General features: G+C 42.2%; 15 protein-coding genes. 4 read left to right on the top strand and 11 right to left on the bottom strand.

The window, feature by feature from the left end; genetic code table 11:
• Positions 1–144: 144 nt before the first annotated feature.
• From guaA to tig, 5 genes are all read right to left on the bottom strand, one after another.
• Positions 145–1,803: a glutamine-hydrolyzing GMP synthase gene (gene guaA, locus G608_RS0112545; protein WP_026496321.1), complete on the bottom strand. Its 1,659-nt coding sequence runs from the start codon at positions 1,801–1,803 to the stop codon at positions 145–147.
• A 191-nt stretch (positions 1,804–1,994) separates the two neighbouring features.
• A complete protein-coding gene (gene dgt, locus G608_RS0112550; RefSeq protein WP_026496322.1) occupies positions 1,995–3,506 on the bottom strand; it encodes a dGTP triphosphohydrolase in 1,512 nt (503 codons plus the stop codon).
• A gap of 12 nt (positions 3,507–3,518) precedes the next feature.
• A complete protein-coding gene (locus tag G608_RS0112555; protein ID WP_026496323.1) occupies positions 3,519–4,922 on the bottom strand; it encodes a C40 family peptidase in 1,404 nt (467 codons plus the stop codon).
• Positions 4,923–5,108: 186 nt separating this feature from the next.
• Entirely contained in the window at positions 5,109–6,500 is a 1,392-nt protein-coding gene (gene asnS, locus G608_RS0112560) for an asparagine--tRNA ligase (protein WP_026496324.1), read from the bottom strand.
• Positions 6,501–6,537: 37 nt separating this feature from the next.
• On the bottom strand, positions 6,538–7,749 hold the full coding sequence (gene tig, locus G608_RS22540; protein ID WP_051209305.1) for a trigger factor: 1,212 nt from the start codon (positions 7,747–7,749) through the stop codon (positions 6,538–6,540).
• A gap of 155 nt (positions 7,750–7,904) precedes the next feature.
• Here tig and G608_RS0112570 point away from each other — a divergent pair, with 155 nt between their 5' ends.
• The 3 genes from G608_RS0112570 (at position 7,905) to G608_RS0112580 (ending at position 9,850) form a co-directional block, all read left to right on the top strand.
• A complete protein-coding gene (locus tag G608_RS0112570; protein ID WP_026496325.1) occupies positions 7,905–8,375 on the top strand; it encodes a hypothetical protein in 471 nt (156 codons plus the stop codon).
• Positions 8,376–8,552: 177 nt separating this feature from the next.
• The gene (gene ispE / locus G608_RS0112575) at positions 8,553–9,413 is read left to right on the top strand and encodes a 4-(cytidine 5'-diphospho)-2-C-methyl-D-erythritol kinase (protein ID WP_026496326.1); all 861 of its coding nucleotides are present in this window, start codon (positions 8,553–8,555) and stop codon (positions 9,411–9,413) included.
• An 11-nt stretch (positions 9,414–9,424) separates the two neighbouring features.
• On the top strand, positions 9,425–9,850 hold the full coding sequence (locus G608_RS0112580; RefSeq protein WP_026496327.1) for a DUF1934 domain-containing protein: 426 nt from the start codon (positions 9,425–9,427) through the stop codon (positions 9,848–9,850).
• A gap of 22 nt (positions 9,851–9,872) precedes the next feature.
• Here G608_RS0112580 and G608_RS0112585 read toward each other — a convergent pair whose 3' ends face one another.
• The 3 genes from G608_RS0112585 to G608_RS0112595 are packed head-to-tail and all read right to left on the bottom strand — an operon-like array spanning position 9,873 to position 12,989.
• Positions 9,873–10,778, bottom strand: a complete 906-nt coding sequence (locus G608_RS0112585; RefSeq protein WP_026496328.1) for a dihydroorotate dehydrogenase — start codon at positions 10,776–10,778, stop codon at positions 9,873–9,875.
• A gap of 29 nt (positions 10,779–10,807) precedes the next feature.
• Complete coding sequence (locus tag G608_RS0112590; RefSeq protein WP_026496329.1) at positions 10,808–11,605, bottom strand: dihydroorotate dehydrogenase electron transfer subunit; 798 nt, start codon at positions 11,603–11,605, stop codon at positions 10,808–10,810.
• Positions 11,606–11,636: 31 nt separating this feature from the next.
• A complete protein-coding gene (locus G608_RS0112595; RefSeq protein WP_026496330.1) occupies positions 11,637–12,989 on the bottom strand; it encodes a dihydroorotase in 1,353 nt (450 codons plus the stop codon).
• Positions 12,990–13,079: 90 nt separating this feature from the next.
• Between G608_RS0112595 and G608_RS0112600 the strand changes: the two genes are divergently transcribed.
• Complete coding sequence (locus tag G608_RS0112600) at positions 13,080–13,811, top strand: lysophospholipid acyltransferase family protein (RefSeq protein WP_026496331.1); 732 nt, start codon at positions 13,080–13,082, stop codon at positions 13,809–13,811.
• A 19-nt stretch (positions 13,812–13,830) separates the two neighbouring features.
• On the opposite strand, the gene G608_RS0112605 is transcribed toward G608_RS0112600, so the two are convergent.
• The 3 genes from G608_RS0112605 to G608_RS0112615 all read right to left on the bottom strand — a co-directional run bounded on the left by G608_RS0112605 (position 13,831) and on the right by G608_RS0112615 (position 18,348).
• Positions 13,831–15,039 carry a D-alanine--D-alanine ligase family protein gene (locus G608_RS0112605; RefSeq protein WP_026496332.1) on the bottom strand — a complete coding sequence of 403 codons (1,209 nt, stop codon included), beginning with the start codon at positions 15,037–15,039 and terminating at the stop codon, positions 13,831–13,833.
• Between the two features lie 70 nt (positions 15,040–15,109).
• Positions 15,110–16,747: a DUF6020 family protein gene (locus tag G608_RS0112610; RefSeq protein WP_026496333.1), complete on the bottom strand. Its 1,638-nt coding sequence runs from the start codon at positions 16,745–16,747 to the stop codon at positions 15,110–15,112.
• A 17-nt stretch (positions 16,748–16,764) separates the two neighbouring features.
• Positions 16,765–18,348 carry a UDP-N-acetylmuramoyl-tripeptide--D-alanyl-D-alanine ligase gene (locus tag G608_RS0112615; RefSeq protein WP_026496334.1) on the bottom strand — a complete coding sequence of 528 codons (1,584 nt, stop codon included), beginning with the start codon at positions 18,346–18,348 and terminating at the stop codon, positions 16,765–16,767.
• Positions 18,349–18,353 lie beyond the last annotated feature (5 nt).

Genomic DNA, 18,353 nt, shown 5'->3' on the forward strand with positions numbered 1-18,353 from the left:
AAAAGAAAACTCTCCTAAATCCATCGACTACTATACAGAATGATCAATAGATTGTAAAGAGCAAATCTACGTAAAAACGACGTCAAGGGCAAAGCAAAAAGCCCGCAAAGCCCGATAAACACAGGCCTTGCAGGCGATTACACATTATTCCATCTCAATTGTTCCCGGTGGCTTGGAGGTGAGATCGTACATTACTCTGTTGACTCCCTTAACCTCGTTAATGATTCTGTTCATTACTGTCTGCAGAATCTCCCATGGAATATTTGTAGCATCTGCTGTCATGAAGTCAGATGTGTTTACTGCACGGAGCGCTACTGCATAATCATAGGTTCTGAAATCTCCCATAACTCCAACGGAGCGCATATTTGTCAGTGCTGCAAAATACTGAGCAGGAAGCCATTCGGGATTCTTGCCGTTCTCTTCCTTGTAAGCAGCAGCTGCCTTGCCAATCTCCTCGCGGTAGATTGCATCTGCATCCTGAACGATGCGAACCTTCTCGGCTGTAACTTCGCCAATGATACGGATTCCAAGTCCCGGTCCGGGGAATGGCTGTCTGAATACCAGGTGCTCAGGAATACCAAGCTCAAGTCCTGATGCTCTTACCTCATCCTTAAACAGCATACGAAGAGGCTCAATGATCTCTTTAAAATCAACATAATCCGGAAGGCCGCCTACATTGTGGTGAGACTTGATAACTGCTCCTTCTCCGATTCCGCTCTCTACAACATCGGGGTAGATAGTACCCTGTACAAGGAAATCAACGGCTCCGATCTTCTTTGCCTCTTCCTCAAATACGCGGATAAACATCTCTCCGATGATCTTTCTCTTCTTCTCAGGCTCTTCAACACCCTTAAGTGCCTCATAGAATCTATCCTGAGCATTTACTCTTATAAAGTTAAGGTCGTATGCGCCGTTTGGTCCAAATACTGCCTCAACCTCGTCGCCTTCGTTCTTTCTAAGAAGACCGTGATCTACAAATACGCATGTAAGCTGCTTACCAATAGCCTTACTCATAAGTACGGCTGCAACTGATGAATCAACGCCACCTGAAAGAGCGCAAAGAGCGCGGCCGTCTCCAACCTTCTCTCTGATCTCGGCAATACTTCTCTCAACGAAATCTGACATCTTCCAGTCGCCTGTGCAGCCACAAACCTTATATACAAAGTTGCGGAGCATCTTTGTTCCTCTCTGAGAATGCATAACCTCAGGATGGAACTGGACTGCATATATCTTTCTGTCAGCGTTCTCCATAGCTGCCACAGGGCAGTTGGCTGTATAAGCTGATATCGCAAAGCCCTCGGGCGCTTTAGCTATATAATCTGTATGGCTCATCCAGGTTGAAACCACGAATTCACCCTTATCATTCTTCAAAACAGGAGCATCTGTGTCGACCATTCCATATCCATCAAGCAGAGTGGTCTCTCCGGCATCCTTCGTATCTATATCTGCAAAGAGAACTGAATCTGTCTTAAGGAAAGTCTCTGTCTTACCGTACTCACTTAAAGGCGCTGTCTTAACTTCGCCTCCGTTCAAAAATGCAGTAAGCTGTGCGCCGTAGCAGATTCCAAGAACCGGAATTCCCAGCTCATAAAGCTCCTTCTCACACAATACTGCCTGATCGCCGTACACGCTGTTGGGGCCACCTGTTAAAATGATGCCCTTGGGATTCATCTCTTTAAGCTTATCAAGCCCGATGTTATAGGGATGAATCTCGCAGTAAACGTTGCACTCACGAACACGTCTGGCTATCAGCTGCTTATACTGTCCGCCAAAGTCAAGAACTACAACCATTTCTCTTGCCATATTTTCTCTCTTTCTGATCTTTTTTCTGATGAATCATGTTCATGCTAAGTAAAGTCCACATCACACGCACAATATTTTCATCACACCACTAAACTAACATATATGTTGACCTTAAAAATTGCAAGTAAAACCATTATAAAATATACATTAACTAACCCATAAGCGATCAATTAACAGATTAGAAAATCAATTCAAATCAATCCGTTAAGCTCCTGATAAAGTCTCTTAGCGTAGCTGTCTGTCATACCACATACATAATCCGTAACCAGAAGAAGCCTTAGATAAAGCTTTTCTTCCTCAGATTTTCCTTCAGAGTAAATCTGATAAATCTTCTTATAGTTGTTAGAGATAAAAGAAATCATTCTCGAATCTATGGGGCTAAGCTTTGAATCTGTGTCAAAATGAATTGCCGCAGGAACCAGTCTGTCCAAAAGATACGTCAGTATCTGATCTGCACTTACCTCTATCTTCAAAATTGGCTCTGAATTAAAGGCATACTTAACAGCTATATCGCCAAGGGCATCAACAATATGCTTTCCTTCGGCAATATGCTCTTTATTATCCGGTCTATCTCCCGAATTATCTCCGCCGTCATTGCTGTTACCAGCATCTTCTTGTGTCTTACTTCCATAGACTTTACCGCATCCTTCCAGCAGTTCGCTTCCAAAGGAACCATCCATAATACTCTTATAGTTTGCAGCAAAACCATCTGTAGCAAGATAAATGAGTTTACCCTGAACAGCAACTACCCAGTTTGAAACAGCGTACTCGCCGGGATCACTTACGCCAAGCTCGATACCTTTTCCATATCTGTATTTAAGTGAATCAAGGAGCTGTCTGTAAATTTTATCGGACTGATCCTCAAAGCATCTGCTCTCAAGCTCACGTACCAGCAGGTCAAAGCTAATGAGTCCCTTCTTATATGCATCCTCTATGTCGGCAGTTCTGTATGCAATATCATCTGCCGCCTCAAGAATAAATGTAAGGGGATGTCTTCGCCCGTTCAATCCGCAGGATTCCTGAATATCCTTAAAAAGCTCCCTGTCTGCATAGTAATATCCCATCTTGTGACAGCATATATCGGGACTCTTCTTATTAACCTCAAGGGATGATACAGGATATTTAATGATTGTAGCAAGCAGTGCCTTTGTCAGGTTCATGCCATGCTCATCCACAAGATAATGAAGCTTTGATACCACGCGAAGAGCCTGGGTATTACCTTCAAAATTGTAAAAATCGCCCTTCATCTGCGGGTTCAATATCTCTGTTACCGGCTTACCGGAAAACTGTTGCTCCGCCAGATTGTTCTTAAACCATTCTCTGATAACGGTCTCACCAAAATGTCCAAAGGGCGGATTACCTATATCATGAAGTAATCCTGCGCACTGCAAAATATCACAGATATCCTGCTGATATGAGGGCAGAAAGCTCTCATCCTTAATATCTGTCAGAATCCTTCTTGCAATATTTTGTCCAAGGGACTTGCAAAAGGAGGAAACCTCCAAAGAATGAGTCAGTCTGGTCCTTACAAAGTCGGACTGATCAAGCGGAAAAACCTGTGTCTTATCCTGAAGGCGTCTAAAGGACGCACTGCCGATTATTCTGTGATAATCCTTTTCAAATTCACTGCGAAGATCATTGGAGCCTTCTCTTTTTTTGATAGTTCTCACTCTGTCTTCGCAAAGCAATTTACTCCATTCCAAATCTCTATCCCCTTAAATGAATCTTCTGATGGTAAGAATTGTTCTGTAGGTTGCGTTTTCATATTTTATTCCGGTACGGGCGGTACTTGCATGTACGATACGTCCACCGCCCAGGTAAATAGCCACATGACCGCCATAGTAGATAACATCTCCGGGCTGTGCATTCTCATAGGACACGGCCTTTCCATAGGCTGCCTGAGCATAGGATGATCTGGGCACACTTATTCCGAAGGCCTGGTAAACTGCATATACAAACCCCGAACAATCCGCACCGTTGGTAAGACTTGTTCCACCAGCCACATAAGGATTGCCTACAAACTTACAAGCATAGTTTGCTATACTCTGTCCGGTTGCAGAGCCTGTAGGCGCTGTAGCCTCCGCACTCTTTGATGAACTGTTATCTGATGCATTTCCTGCAGATGCAGAATCTGTATCTGTATCATCGTCATCTTCATCATCCTCATCTGTATTTGCCTGGGCAAGAGCCTCTTCCGCTGCCTTTTTGCTGGCTTCCTCAGCAGCCTTCTTCTTTGCTGCCTCCTCAGCCTCCTTAGATGCCGCTTCTTCTGCGGCCTTCTTGGTCTTCTTTACTTCGGCTTCCTTTGAGTCAATCTTTGCCTGCAATTCCTTTATCTCAGATGTCTGTTTCTGAAGCTGCGCTGAATATACAGCCGCATCCTGCTTTGCCTTAGCAAGCTGCACGTCAAAGTTGGCATATTTTTTCTTGTAATTTGCTATAACTGTCTCTGTGTATTTCTGTTCTTCTTCTAACTCATACTTGGAGGTTTCAAGCTCGGATTTAGCCTCTGCCAGCTGATCCCCATATTCCTCGGCAGCATTTTTGGCAGCCACGTATTCACCAAGCTTTGTTCTGTCATACTCATACAAAGACTCAACATACTCTGCTTTATTCAGGAGATCATCAAAGCTCTGGGCCTGTAAAAGAAGTTCTGCGTAGGTAAGCTCACCCTTCTCATACATGTAGCGTATGCGCTTTTTCATAACTTCATACAGTTCTTCCTCAAGAGCCTTGGCTTCATCATACTCAGCCTGAGTCTGAACTATTTTCTCTTCTGTATCCGCAATATCAGCCTGAATAAGATCAATACTTGTAAGAAGTCCTACAAGCTCTTCATTGGCAGCGTCAAGCTCTGCCTGAATTTCTGCCTGTTCGCCCTCTATTGCACTAATATTCTGATTTGCGCTGTTAAGACCGCTCTGGCTGGTCCTTTTTTCTGATTCCAGCGCATCCTGCTTTTTCTCCAGCTCCTTCTGCTGCGCCTCAAGTTCCTTTTGCTGCTTTTTAAGCTCTTCACTGGAAGTAGCAAAAGCCGGCGCACCTGAATTTAAAAGCATTGCCGCAGCAAGTACAGTACATATATATCTGTTAAAAGATTTCACTTTAAATCTTCGCATATTTCCCCATTATTTAAAGCGGACAAATAATCCGCAAAATATCCAACAAAATTTTCTATTTAATTATAACATGATTAAGCTGTCAGCTTTTATCCTTATACATATTTCAAAAAAAATTCACATGAATACAAAAAGAAAAACTGTTGTCTCCTGTCAAGGAAGCAACAGTCATAAGATTCTTAAAAATTATAACTCGCAGTTACCAACTGTACGAGGGAAGGACTCAACATCACGGATGTTGCCCATACCTGTAAGGTACATTACGCAGCGCTCAAAGCCAAGACCGAAGCCTGCGTGACGAACTGAACCGTAGCGACGAAGATCAAGATAGAACTGATAATCTTCCTTTTTAAGTCCAAGCTCATCCATTCTCTTCTCAAGAGTCTCAAGATCATCCTCTCTCTGGCTACCACCAACGATCTCACCGATACCGGGTACAAGACAATCAGCTGCTGCAACAGTCTTGCCGTCCTCATTCAGCTTCATGTAGAAGGCTTTGATTTCCTTCGGATAGTCAGTTACGAATACAGGCTTTTTAAATACCTTCTCTGTGAGGAATCTCTCATGCTCAGTCTGAAGATCTGAGCCCCACTCAACCTTATAATCAAACTCATCGTTATGCTCTTTAAGAATCTCAATAGCCTCTGTATATGTGATACGACCAAACTCGCTGTTTGCAACGTTCTTAAGACGCTCGATAAGCCCCTTATCAACGAAGGAGTTAAAGAACTCCATCTCGGCAGGTGCGTTCTCAAGTACATAGTTTATAACGTACTTAAGCATTGCCTCAGCGCAATCACAGTCATCCTTAAGATCTGCGAAGCACATTTCAGGCTCGATCATCCAGAACTCAGCTGCATGACGGGTTGTGTTTGAATTCTCAGCACGGAATGTAGGTCCGAATGTATAAACATTCTTAAATGCAAAAGCATAGGTCTCAACATTGAGCTGACCAGAAACTGTAAGGTTAACAGGCTTACCAAAGAAATCCTTTGTATAATCTACTTCGCCTTCCTCATTCTTGGGAACATTGTTAAGATCCAGTGTTGTTACCTGGAACATCTCGCCTGCGCCTTCACAGTCACTTCCTGTAATAAGGGGAGTGTGAACATATACAAAACCTCTCTCCTGGAAGAATGAGTGAATCGCATAAGCAGCCAGTGATCTTACTCTGAAAACAGCCTCAAATGTGTTTGTTCTTGCACGGAGATGAGGAAGTGTTCTCAAATACTCAAGTGAGTGACGCTTAGGCTGAAGGGGATAATCGGGAGTTGAAGGTCCCTCAATCTCTATTCCTGTAGCCTGCATCTCGAATGGCTGCTTGGCATCTGGAGTCATTACAATCTTACCTGTAGCAATGATTGCGGCACCAACATTAAGCTTACTAACCTCTGCGAAATTATTAAGCTCATCAGAATATACCACCTGAAGAGGTGAAAAATATGTACCGTCATTCAAAACAATAAAGCCAATTGTCTTAGAATCACGAATGTTGCGGATCCATCCGCCTACTGTTACTTCTTTGTCTGCGTACTTATCCGGCTCTCTAAAAAGCTCTCTGATATCTGTCAGTTCCATAATATGCCTCCATATTTAAACATTAGTTGTTCAAAAATTATTCTCCATCCTCGGAAGCATCTGTAGCTTCCTCAGTGCTCTCCTCTGCTGCTGTCTCCTCTGTAGCCTCTGCATTGTCATCATCAGAAGGCTCAACAACATTTGCATTTGCAGCAAGGAACTCAATAACCTTCTTACTGAGAAGACTTTCTCTTATATTCTCTACATCAATGGTCTCTTTGTATGCATCAAGACTATCAACCTTATCAGAATCAGCAGCGCTTGCATTTGCATTTTCCATATCAGATGTAAGCTTCTCATTAAGCTCTTCCTCTGTAACCTCAATGCCTTCCTGAGCTGCTATAGCACCAAGCATGATGTACTGCTTTGCAAGCTTAAGTGCCTGCTCTGCTTTATAATCCTCAGCCTCTCCTGTATAGCCTTCCTGTGACATAAGCACCTGAAGTACTGAATCAGCTGTCATTGACTGTCCGTAGCTTGCAGCATAGTACTGAGCAACCTGCTCCATCTGATCTGAATAAAGACCTGTAAATCTGTCGAGCATAGCCTGGGGCGGATTCTCAAACATGCATCCGTTAGTAGCTGCCTCAAGTGCCTCATTCTGAACTGAGGTCTCATAGGATGATTGCTTATCCTCCATGAGCTTTTCCTTTATATAATTACTAAGCTCATCAACTGTAGATACGCCTTCGATTCCAAGAGTTGCTACATAAGCATCATCGAAATCAGGCTTAATGAGAATCTTGTTAACTGTTACTGTGAAAATAACGTCCTTGCCTGCAAGATCAGCATTACTGTATGAATCGGGGAACTTAAGGTTAAGGTCCAGTGTCTGACCAAGCTCTGCACCGATAAGTCCATCTTCAAAGCCATCGATAAATGTGTGAGAACCGATGGGAAGATCATATCCCTGAGCGGTACCGCCATCGAATGCCTCACCTGAATCGGCATATTTTCCGGCATAATCAATATTTACTGTATCTCCTGACTGAACAGCTCTGTCGGTTACTTCTACTGTAGCTGCCATAGAATTCTGTACATACTGGATATAGCTTGCAACCTCATCATCGGTAACCTCAGGTGAAGCAACCTCAACAGTAAGGTTCTTGTAATCACCAAGTGTTACATATTTTGATACATCTGTGTCTTTTAAATATGCTGCGTTAGTGTCATTACCGGCTTTAGAACATCCTGTAAGGGATGAAACGGTAAGGAGTGCCGCAAGCATCGCTACTGCCATCTTTTTCATGAAAAAATACTCCTCTATTACTTCTTATAAAATAAAACTTTTTTAATACTATCACAGAATTGACTTTGATTAAAGTATTTTGTTGCCTGCCAGATAAAAGAATGATAGAATACAATTTGCTAGTTAAATCAGTTTGAAGTAATTGGAGGTTAGTTTTGAGTACCGCAGCTATAGTAATGATAGTAATCTTAGTAATTTTGATCATAGCTCTTGTAACCCTTACAATCCTTGGCAAAAGAGCACAGAAGCGTCAGGAAGAGCAACAGGCTCAGATGGAAGCTGTTAAGCAGAGTATTTCCATGCTGATAATCGACAAAAAGAGAATGCGTATTAACGAAGCAGGACTTCCTGCAGCCGTTATGGAGAACACACCAAAGCTTCTTAGACGTTCAAAGCTTCCGATCCTTAAGGTTAAGGTTGGTCCCCAGATCATGAATCTCGTATGTGATGAGAAGATTTTTGATTCTGTTCCTGTAAAAAAGGAAGTAAAGGCTGAAGTAAGTGGAATCTACGTACTTTCTGTTAAGGGCATTCGCGGAAGTAACGTTGCTCCCGAAGAAAAGAAAGGCTTCTGGAAAAACCTTGTTGCTAAGGCAAAGGAGAAGGCAGGAGCAAAGCCTTTATAATTCAAATGTAAATCTGCTGCGAGGGAAATCCTTCGCAGCTTTTTTTATGTTCACCTAAGGGATTTCACAAACAGAATCCTTTCTGGCACACGTATTCAAATTCATTGTGTTAATAAGCGTTTTTATTATATATTTATAGTAAGGATTAAACATATTCTTATCCGAAAGGAAAAATAAATGATAACAAGAAAAGCATACGCAAAAATTAACCTGGGTCTTGATGTCCTGGGAAGACGAGAGGATGGCTATCATATCGTAAAAATGATCATGCAGAGCATTGACCTCCATGACGAACTGTCCTTTGAAAATCGCGACGACGGACAGATAATCATTATGACTGCCAATCCCAGAATCCCCACAGATAAATCCAATCTAATATGGAAGGTTGCCGCTCAGCTAAAAGAAAAATACGGCATTGAAAAAGGTGTAACCGTAAGCCTTAAAAAACACATTCCTATGGCTGCCGGCCTGGCAGGCGGAAGCACAGATGGAGCTGCAACTTATCATGCCCTTAACGAACTTTGGAACCTTGGTCTTAGCCAGGAAGAATTATGCGAGCTGGCAACACCTTTAGGTGCTGACATACCTTACTGCATCTGCGGTGGCACTGCTCTCTCAGAGGGAATAGGCGAAAAACTGACATTTCTAAGGGATATGCCTTCATGCCATATAGTCATCGCAAAGCCTTCCATCGATGTTTCAACGGCATGGGCCTATACAACTCTTGATTCCAAGCCTATAGAAAATCATCCCGACATAGATGGCATAATGGGCGCTATCGAGAAGCGCGACCTTGCCGGTATAACAGACAGACTTGGAAATGTATTAGAACCTGTAACTGCTTCAAAATACACTGTTATCGAAGATATAAGACAAATTCTTCTTGCCAACGGCGCCATGGGTGCAAGAATGAGCGGAAGCGGTCCAACAGTATTTGGAATTTTTGAAAACAAGAATCTGGTCTATGCAGAACATGCCATAAACGAGCTTAGAAGCAGAGGAATCGCTCCGGAGCTTTATATCACAAAGCCTGTATAAAGGTAAAAAATATGAATGGAAAAATTAAGATAATCGGCGCACACGATCATGGTGACGGCAAGCCCGAAATAGTAAAAACCGAATGTACTGCTTCCTGCATCACCGACGGAAACAGTACCTTAATCCAATACTATGACCCTGCTGATGATGATAAGCTGCATATAAGAACACATCACACCCTTATAATCGGGAATGGAAAATTCTCCATGTCACAAACGGGCTCTGTAAATTCCGAGCTTCATTTTGGGCTTGGAGAAACCTGTGAGACCGACTATCAGACCCAGTACGGCATCATGAAGCTTACAGCCATTACAAGGCACCTGATGATCGAAGAAACACCAAAAAAAATCTCCGTCCACCTCCAGTACGAACTACAGGCTGACGGAGAAAAAATCTCTGATTCAAAGGTCAGGGTATCCTTCACTTTTACAGAATAATACAAAATTATTTTATCGGAGCTTATTCAACGGCTCCGATAATTTCATTTATGTCCTCAATTCCCTGCTCAGACATATAACGCTCTATTCCTTCGATTACCTCTATTGTTGCATAGGGGTTATGGAAGTTCATTGCACCAACTGCAACTCCTGTTGCTCCTGCAAGCATGAATTCAATGGCATCCTCTGCTGTTGCGATTCCTCCCATGCCGATGACCGGAATCTTTACCGCATGTGATGCTTCATATACCATGCGTACAGCTACCGGCTTAATGGCAGGACCGGAAAGTCCTCCTGTCTTATTAGCGATAGCGAAGGTCTTTTTGTAAATATCAATCTTCATTCCCGTAATTGTATTAATAAGTGATATTGCATCGCTGCCTGCTGCCTCTGCTGCCCTTGCCATCTCTGCAATGCTTGTGACATTGGGACTAAGCTTCATTATGATGGGCTGCTTTGCATGCTTTTTTATCTCTTTTGTAATTTCAAAAAGAGCATCCGGGTTCTGACCAAAAGCGATGCCTCCCTCCTTTACATTGGGACATGAAACATTGATTTCAAGCATGTGAACGCTGTCCTGATCAGAAAGTCTTTCTACCACATCCACATAATCCTGTGTGCTTTTTCCGCAAACATTGACGATAACCTTTGTATCAAAGTCCTTAAGAAAAGGAAGGTCTCTCTCAATCATTACATCCACTCCGGGATTCTGAAGGCCTATAGCATTAAGCATTCCTCCATAAACCTCGGCGACTCTTGGTGTGGGGTTTCCGGGCCATGGCACATTTGCAACACCCTTGGTCACAACTGCCCCAAGTCTGTTGAGATCAACAAATTCCGCATATTCCATTCCGGATCCGAATGTACCGGAAGCTGTCATTACAGGATTTTTAAAGGTTACTCCCGCTATATTAACTGATGTATTCATATATTCTCACCTCTCCAAGTAACTGATTATCAAAGCTCAAGCTCATCTGCGTCAAAAACAGGGCCATCTGTACAGATGCGTGCATTCTTTACATGAGAATGTTCATCCACATCCTTGGTTTTACATATACATCCAAGACACGCACCAACACCGCAGGCCATGCGCTCCTCAAGGCTTATATATGCCTTTGCACCTGTCTCTTTAGCATAAGCAGCCACACCGCGAAGCATCGGCATGGGGCCGCAGGCATAGATAACATCAGCCTCTACACCGTTTTCCTTGCAGGCATCAATTACATTTCCTTTAATGCCTATACTTCCATCCTCTGTAGCAATCAGAAGCTTTCCAAAATTTTCAAATTCGTCAGTAAGAAAAGTATCAGCATTTCTATAACCCATAACCATGGTCACTGATTCAGGACGTACATCCGGATTTTCCGAAAGCTCCTTTGCAAGTCCAAGAAGCGGCGGTACACCTATGCCTCCTCCGATAATAAGTACTCTCTTACCAGCTGCCTTATCAAGCGGAAAGCCGTTACCCAAAACTCCCAGTATATCTACGTTATCACCCTTTTGATAGAGAGCAAATTCCGCAGTTCCGCTGCCGGCTATCCTGTAAACAATACGCAGTTCCTGATTCTCTCTGTCAGATCCGCAGATGCTGATAGGCCTTGGAAGAAGTGTAGACTTATTTTGGGGATATACTCCAATAAACTGTCCGGGATTGGCATCCTCTGCAAGACTTGTTCTAAGCCTTAAATCCATAATTCCTTCCGCAAGTAAGCTTTGCGAAATAACCTCTGCTCTGATTTTCTTCTTTTTTGACATAGCTTTTATCTCCTACCTTAAGTTTATATCATCATGCCCTATAGACTGTTTTTCCGCTGCAAATTGTATAGTGAATTTTGCCGGGAAGCTCTTCTCCAATAAAGGGAGTATTACATGCTTTTGAAGCAAATTTCTCAGCTACTGTATAGGTCTCATTCTCTCCAAAAATTACAAAATCCGCGGGGCCACCCTCAAAGCATCTTCCGACAGGAAGCTCGTCATATACGTTTTCTCCTGCGCTCTCATCTCTGATCAGGGTCCTGATTCCGTATACCTCCGCAGGCTGACAGGTCATTCTTGAAATAAGTGTCATAAGATCCATATATCCCTTGTGTACCAGCTCTCTTATGCCTAGTCCAAGAGAGGTTTCAAGTCCTATTATGCCGCTTGGCGCTTTAGTTAATTCTCCTGCCTTCTCTGCTGCTGTATGAGGTGCATGGTCAGTTGCAATGGTCTCTATTGTGCCATCGGCAATGCCTTGAATTATGGCTAACCTGTCCTCTTCTTTTCTAAGGGGCGGATTCATCTTTGCCATTGTACCATGCTTAAGTACAGCGCTGTCCGTAAGCGTAAAGTGATGAGGCGTCGCTTCTGCATGTATCTTGGGATTAGTTTTTCTTGCCTCTCTAATAAGCTCCACCGCTTCCTTTGTACTGATGTGCTGAACGGTTATCTCTGCTCCTGTCCTTCCGGCTATTTCAATGTCGCGCTTTACCATTGATATTTCTGCATCCCTTGGTGATCCCTTAATGCCCAGACTCTCTGCAACATCACCTGCATTTATTCCATTTTCTGTTATATATGAAGGATCCTCTTCGTGAAGGCTTAGCACCTTGCCAAGTCTTGCTGCTTCTCTGCAGGCGCTCTCCATAATCTCCGGATTTGTTATCGGCTTTCCATCATCGGTAAAAAGAACAATCCCTTCCTTAAGGAGGCCTTCCATGTCCGTTAGTTCGCTTCCTGCCATATCCTTTGTGATATTGGCGCAGGTAAAAACCCGTATTCCTGTGGATGCTCCCTTTTCAAGGGCATACCTTATGGTCTCCAGATTATCCATGTGGGGATTGGTATTACCCATCATGACTACCGATGTAAAACCGCCTGCCTTCGCTGCTTCTGCTCCTGATAAAATATCCTCTTTTTCCGTAAAACCGGGATCTCTGAAATGAACGTGGGCATCCACAAGCCCCGAAGCCACAACAAGGCCTGCAGCGTCTATCTCTTCAAGATTTTCACTTTTCACGGATGCTGCTTCAACAGCCAAATCATGTAAGGTTCCGCAAAAACCGATCTTTACGATTCTCTCTCCGTCTACCAAAATATCCCTGAAATCATTTGTTCCGGACCATGGGTCTATCAGTCTACCGTTTTTTATAAGCAGCATTTATCAGTCTCCTTTGTTTGTGTTATACTATCGTGGTATAGCTGATACGTCAGCATATATATAATACATAATTGGAGTGAAATAGTAAGTATGTTAAGGCTAATTTTTGTAGGTTTATTTTTATTAGTATTTTTTCTTTTGAGCCTGGTAATGCAGTTAATACTTTGGATTGTCGGTAAGTTCAATCCCATGGCACAAAAGACAATTTCTCTTGCCATTGTAAGCAGGGCCTTCAAAATCGTAGCATTTCTCTCAGGAGTTAAGCTTACGGTTATCGGTGAAGAGAACGTTCCAAAGGATACACCGGTTCTCTATGTAGGCAATCACCGAAGCTACTTCGACATCGTTCTCAGCTATGCAAGAGTACCAAGAATCACCGGTTATATTGCCAAGAAGGAAATCAAAAAGGTTCCGATCCTGTCAACCTGGATGGTCTTCATGGACTGCCTTTTCCTTGACAGAGACGATATCAGACAGGGCCTTCAGGTCATCCTCACAGCCATCGACAATATAAAAAACGGCATTTCAATGACCATCTATCCTGAAGGAACAAGGAACGCCTCAGACGAAATGCTCCCCTTCCATAAAGGAAGCTTCAAAATTGCTCAGAAAACCGGTTGTCCCATTGTACCGATGACCATCAACAACTCAAATGCGATATTCGAAGATCATGCTCCTTTCATCAAGAAAGCTCATGTAATCCTTGAGTACGGAAAGCCAATCTATATGGATCAGCTTGATCCCGAGGATAAAAAGAATATCGAAACCTATTGCTACAACATAATTAAAGAAACTTATGAAAAAAACAAGGTGGATGAGTAATCATTCACCTTGTTTTATATTACAATTTCGCTGTTTTCGCGCCGCCAAGGTTAACACCTTCAAGCACGTTTGTATCAAATGAGAATACGATCTTGTTATTCTCTCTGTCCTGTTTAATAGCGATATCGATCATATCGTCAAGAAGCTGGGTATATTTCTTACCGAGTGGCTCCCACAGATAGAATGAAAGTGATCCGGGAATAGTATTGATCTCATTGAGATAGATCTTTCCTGTTTCCTCATCAAGCATGAAATCAATTCTGGAAACACCACTACAGCCAAGACACTTAAATGCATCTACAGCCATTTTACGGATCTCACTTCTCTGCTCATCAGTAATCTCTGCCGGAATCTTTCTCTTAAGAGATGCCATTCCCTTGGAGCCGCCGGTCTTTGCACCGCCTTTAGCACCGCCCTTTGAGCCGCCTCCGATATATTTATCCTCGAAGGAAAGAATCTCGTCTGAGTTAATAGGCTCCTCACACTCTGAAGCCTCGGCATTCTCATAATCACCGAGAACTGAACAGTTAATCTCCTTAAGCTTCACAATTGCAGGCTCAACAAGAATCTTTTTGGAGAACTCAAAGGCAAGCTCAAGGGCTTCCTTAAGCTCCTGTGTATTACTTGCCTTGGATATACCGATACTTGAACCAAGGTTGATGGGCTTAACAATAACAGGATATTTGAAAGCATCCTCTATCTTCTTAACAAGCGCCTCTGCGTCCTCATAATCAATCCATGTATAGCACTTGCAGTCAAGGACAGAAATACCATTGTCCTTAAGAACTGTCTTCATAACATATTTATTCATGCCAACTGCAGATGAAAGTACATCACAGCCAACAACAGGAAGTCCAAGAGTCTGAAGGTATCCGGTAAGTACTCCGTCCTCCACGTTTGTACCGTGTACGATGGGGAATGCAATATCCACAGATGTAAGAATATTGTTACCAAATTTCTTCATGGGATAACGAACAAGATTTACCTTATTGCCATCCTTAATAAAGATTACTCTTGTGCTCTTTTTAAGGAGCTCCGGAATATGTGTATATTCCTTAATCTTATCTATGTCTTCACCAATATAAAAATCATTATCCTTAGTTATATAAACCGGGATAACCTCATACTTATCTCTGTTGATATATCCGATAGCCTGGATAGCGGAGATAATTGAAATCTCATGCTCTGTACTTTTACCACCAAATAAAACTGCTAATTTAAGTTTCAAAAAAACACTTCCTTTCAAAAATTAACTAGGGTTCCCTAAAAGTATAGCCTCATCAGAAAAAATTTCAACCTCATTTATTTTTTTCAGGCATAAGCATGCACAGGCAAACAGGAGACGAAAATATAAGAGGTAGCGCATATCTGCTGTAGTTAACAGGACTTACAACCAACATAAGAATAAATATGAAAATTGGTACAAGGATACCATTTACAGGCTTTCTTTCTCCGCTCTTTTTATACCCTCTCTTTATGACATTGTAATATAGCAGATATGCAGGAATCCAAAAGCTGTAAAGCACCACCTGAAACAGTATGCTTATGCCGGGCATATCTCTTAGTCCGTAGTACCAGTCATTTAGTCCCATCCATAGCTTAGCCGGATTCACCTGTTTTACATTTTCTAAAATTCCCTCTGATGTCGGTATTTTGTCAAAGACCTGAATAGAAGAAACAGGAGCAAAGAAGTTACCGCATATCGGAAGTATTGCCCTTAGGTAAATAATTGGATGTTGAAAGCCCTTTCTTATCCAGAATTTATAATATGCAGTCATATCTTCATTTGTTGCATGAATATTGAAGGTAGCCTTTACAGGGTCCGTTGCATCAAAGGCATAGTCACTTTTTATTTTTTCATAGTCCAGAATCTTACCGATGATCTGTTTCTCCTCATCTGTAAGTTCATCCTCCCTATCCCTTACAAGCCTTGCTGTCTGCTGGAAGCATGTCCCGAGCATCTCCTGCTTTCCACCGGGATAGATGTTAGCTGCCGGATAAATAACCTTTGGAACAATAATGAACCAAACGACAATGCACAGGCAGGTGTTTATAAGAAAAATCTTTCTGTTCTTTTTTCTGAAAATCAGATGTAAAAGACTTGATAAAACCACCACATAGGCACCGGTATTCTGAGAAAAGCACATAAGAAGAGATGTTACGATCATGAAAACATTACCTTTTACGGAGGATATCTCTCCGGCTTCAAGATACCTGTAATAACCATATAAAAGAATTAAAAACAGCAGACTGTGTATTGTATTTTTCAGCATGCAGATTGTGTAATAAGGAACAAATGGTGAAAATGTAAAAAACAGCCTTACCGCTTTTACCACAAACAGTTTACCTGAATCCTTTGTATTATTCTCAATATCTGTAAGAATTCCCGAGAAAACAAAGCATGCTACGAGAGACTGAATAAGGCAATAGATAAACAGTCCCTTTCCGGGATCGCCAAGCAAAACTCCCAGCTTTATAAATGCTGCAAATAAAAACGCAATAACAACAGGATGATGCGCATTCATAAAGACGTTAACCGTCTCCTGTCCCTCCACAAATCCAAAAGGCACCGGAGATACTCCGTCAAAAACATCTCTAATCTGATTTATGGTATCGTAGTTTAAAACTCCCGGTGCAAGAATAAGAAGATATGGCAGATGAGCACACCACATTAAAACAGCAGGCAGGACCATCTTTTTCTTAGCTGCTTTTTCCAAGGGCTTTGGATCATATTTTGAACCAATATATTTTAAAGCCATTGTGGATGCAAAGAACAAAGAAAAAAATACCGCAAAAACCAACATATCTTTGACAAGGACATAGCCTGTCAAAAAGAAGTGGTCTTCTACGGCATTTAAATTTATAACGGTTATCAAAGACATACAAAGAGAGAAGCATATATCCATGAAGTCTATTCTTTTTTTATCCCTTTGCATATCCCCAACCTCTTTTTTCAAGTGTAATTATCCGGAAGATCATTCTCCAAAAGAATGACCTTCTGCCTCCCCGCATCGATCTCATACATAAGATCGGTGGCTTCCTTCAGTGTCTCTTTTGAAAACAGCCTGTCCTCCGAAAATCCTGCTTCAAGAGCACCTTCCTTGATGGGTCTTGTATGATCGATACCCACCAAAATGATATAATCTGCTGCCTTTGCTGCCTGTCTTCCAAACTCGCGGTTATATTCCGCTTCCTTATCGCCAAGCTCCACCATTCCGGGGGTTACAAGGATTCTGGTATAATCCTCAAATTTAGACAGTGTATTAAGTGCCATTTTAGCACCCATTGGATTGGAATTATAGGCATCGTCGATTATTGATACATTACCGTGCTTAATGAGTTCCTGTCTGTGAGGTGCCGGTGTTATCCTTCGAACTCCCATCTTAAGCTTGGAGAAGGGAATACCCAGGGTATGTGCCATTGCAATAGCGCCCACCACATTTGTTACATTGTGCTCACCAAGAAGCTTCATACTAAATTCAGCGCTATCCCCATTTGGTGCTGTAACTGTGAATGTCGCACCATCAGCACTGTACTTAATATCTGTAGCTCTGTAATCGCAGCCCTCCGATACACCATAGGTAATGACATTTTCATGCCTCATATTGGCAGTTATGATCTCATTATCACCATTTGCAAACTTAAGTCCCTTGCTGCTCTTTTCCTGAACAGCATCAAATAGCTCGTACTTGGTATCTATGATATTTTCGATGGAATGGAAGGTCTCAAGGTGCTGAGGTCCTATGGAGGTAAGTATTCCATCATCCGGATGAACAATATCTGTTATTTCCTTTATATCATGTACATGCCTTGCTCCCATCTCGCATATAAAAATCTCATGCATGGGCGTAAGGTTTTCTCTGATGGTTCTTACAACACCCATTGGAGTATTGAAGCTCTCAGGTGTCATCAGTACACGGAATCCCTCAGAAAGCAGGGTCCACAGGTAATACTTTACGCTGGTCTTACCATAGCTTCCCGTTATGCCTATGATCCTAAGCCCCGGATGTTCAGCAAGAATCCTTTGTGCATCGTGAATGAACCAGTCATTTACTTTTTTCTCGATTGGCTTATTTATTAGATTGCAAAGGGCTGTTACAAGCGGAAGCAGTCCCATATAAACAGCAACGATGCAGTAAGCACCCGCCCTGTTTCCTGCTTTATAAAGTATCGCAGCTATCACCGCAAATATAAGGAAAACAACCGCGTATGTGGCAAAAAGTCTTTGAACCCTCTTAGTTACTACAAATTTCTTTTTGGCGGGCTTCGGAAGGTATTGGAAAACCATGAAAACCAGGAACAGCAAAGAAAGAATTCTAAGCACATTCCCCGCTTTCGCATCCGCAATTCCTGCCAGGATAGTCACCACTAAAAATCCTACATGCAGGCCATATCTTTGCGGTTTTGATCTAAGAAATCTGAAATATCCCTGAAACTGATATGAAGAAAGCTGCAGCATATGGGAATAATATCTTAGCCCAAGCACGGTTACAGCTATATATGCAATAATAAATACTACAAAAATAAATGTATTCATTCTAT

The sequence above is a fragment of the Butyrivibrio sp. WCD3002 genome (genome assembly GCF_000424265.1).
GTDB lineage: Bacteria > Bacillota > Clostridia > Lachnospirales > Lachnospiraceae > Butyrivibrio.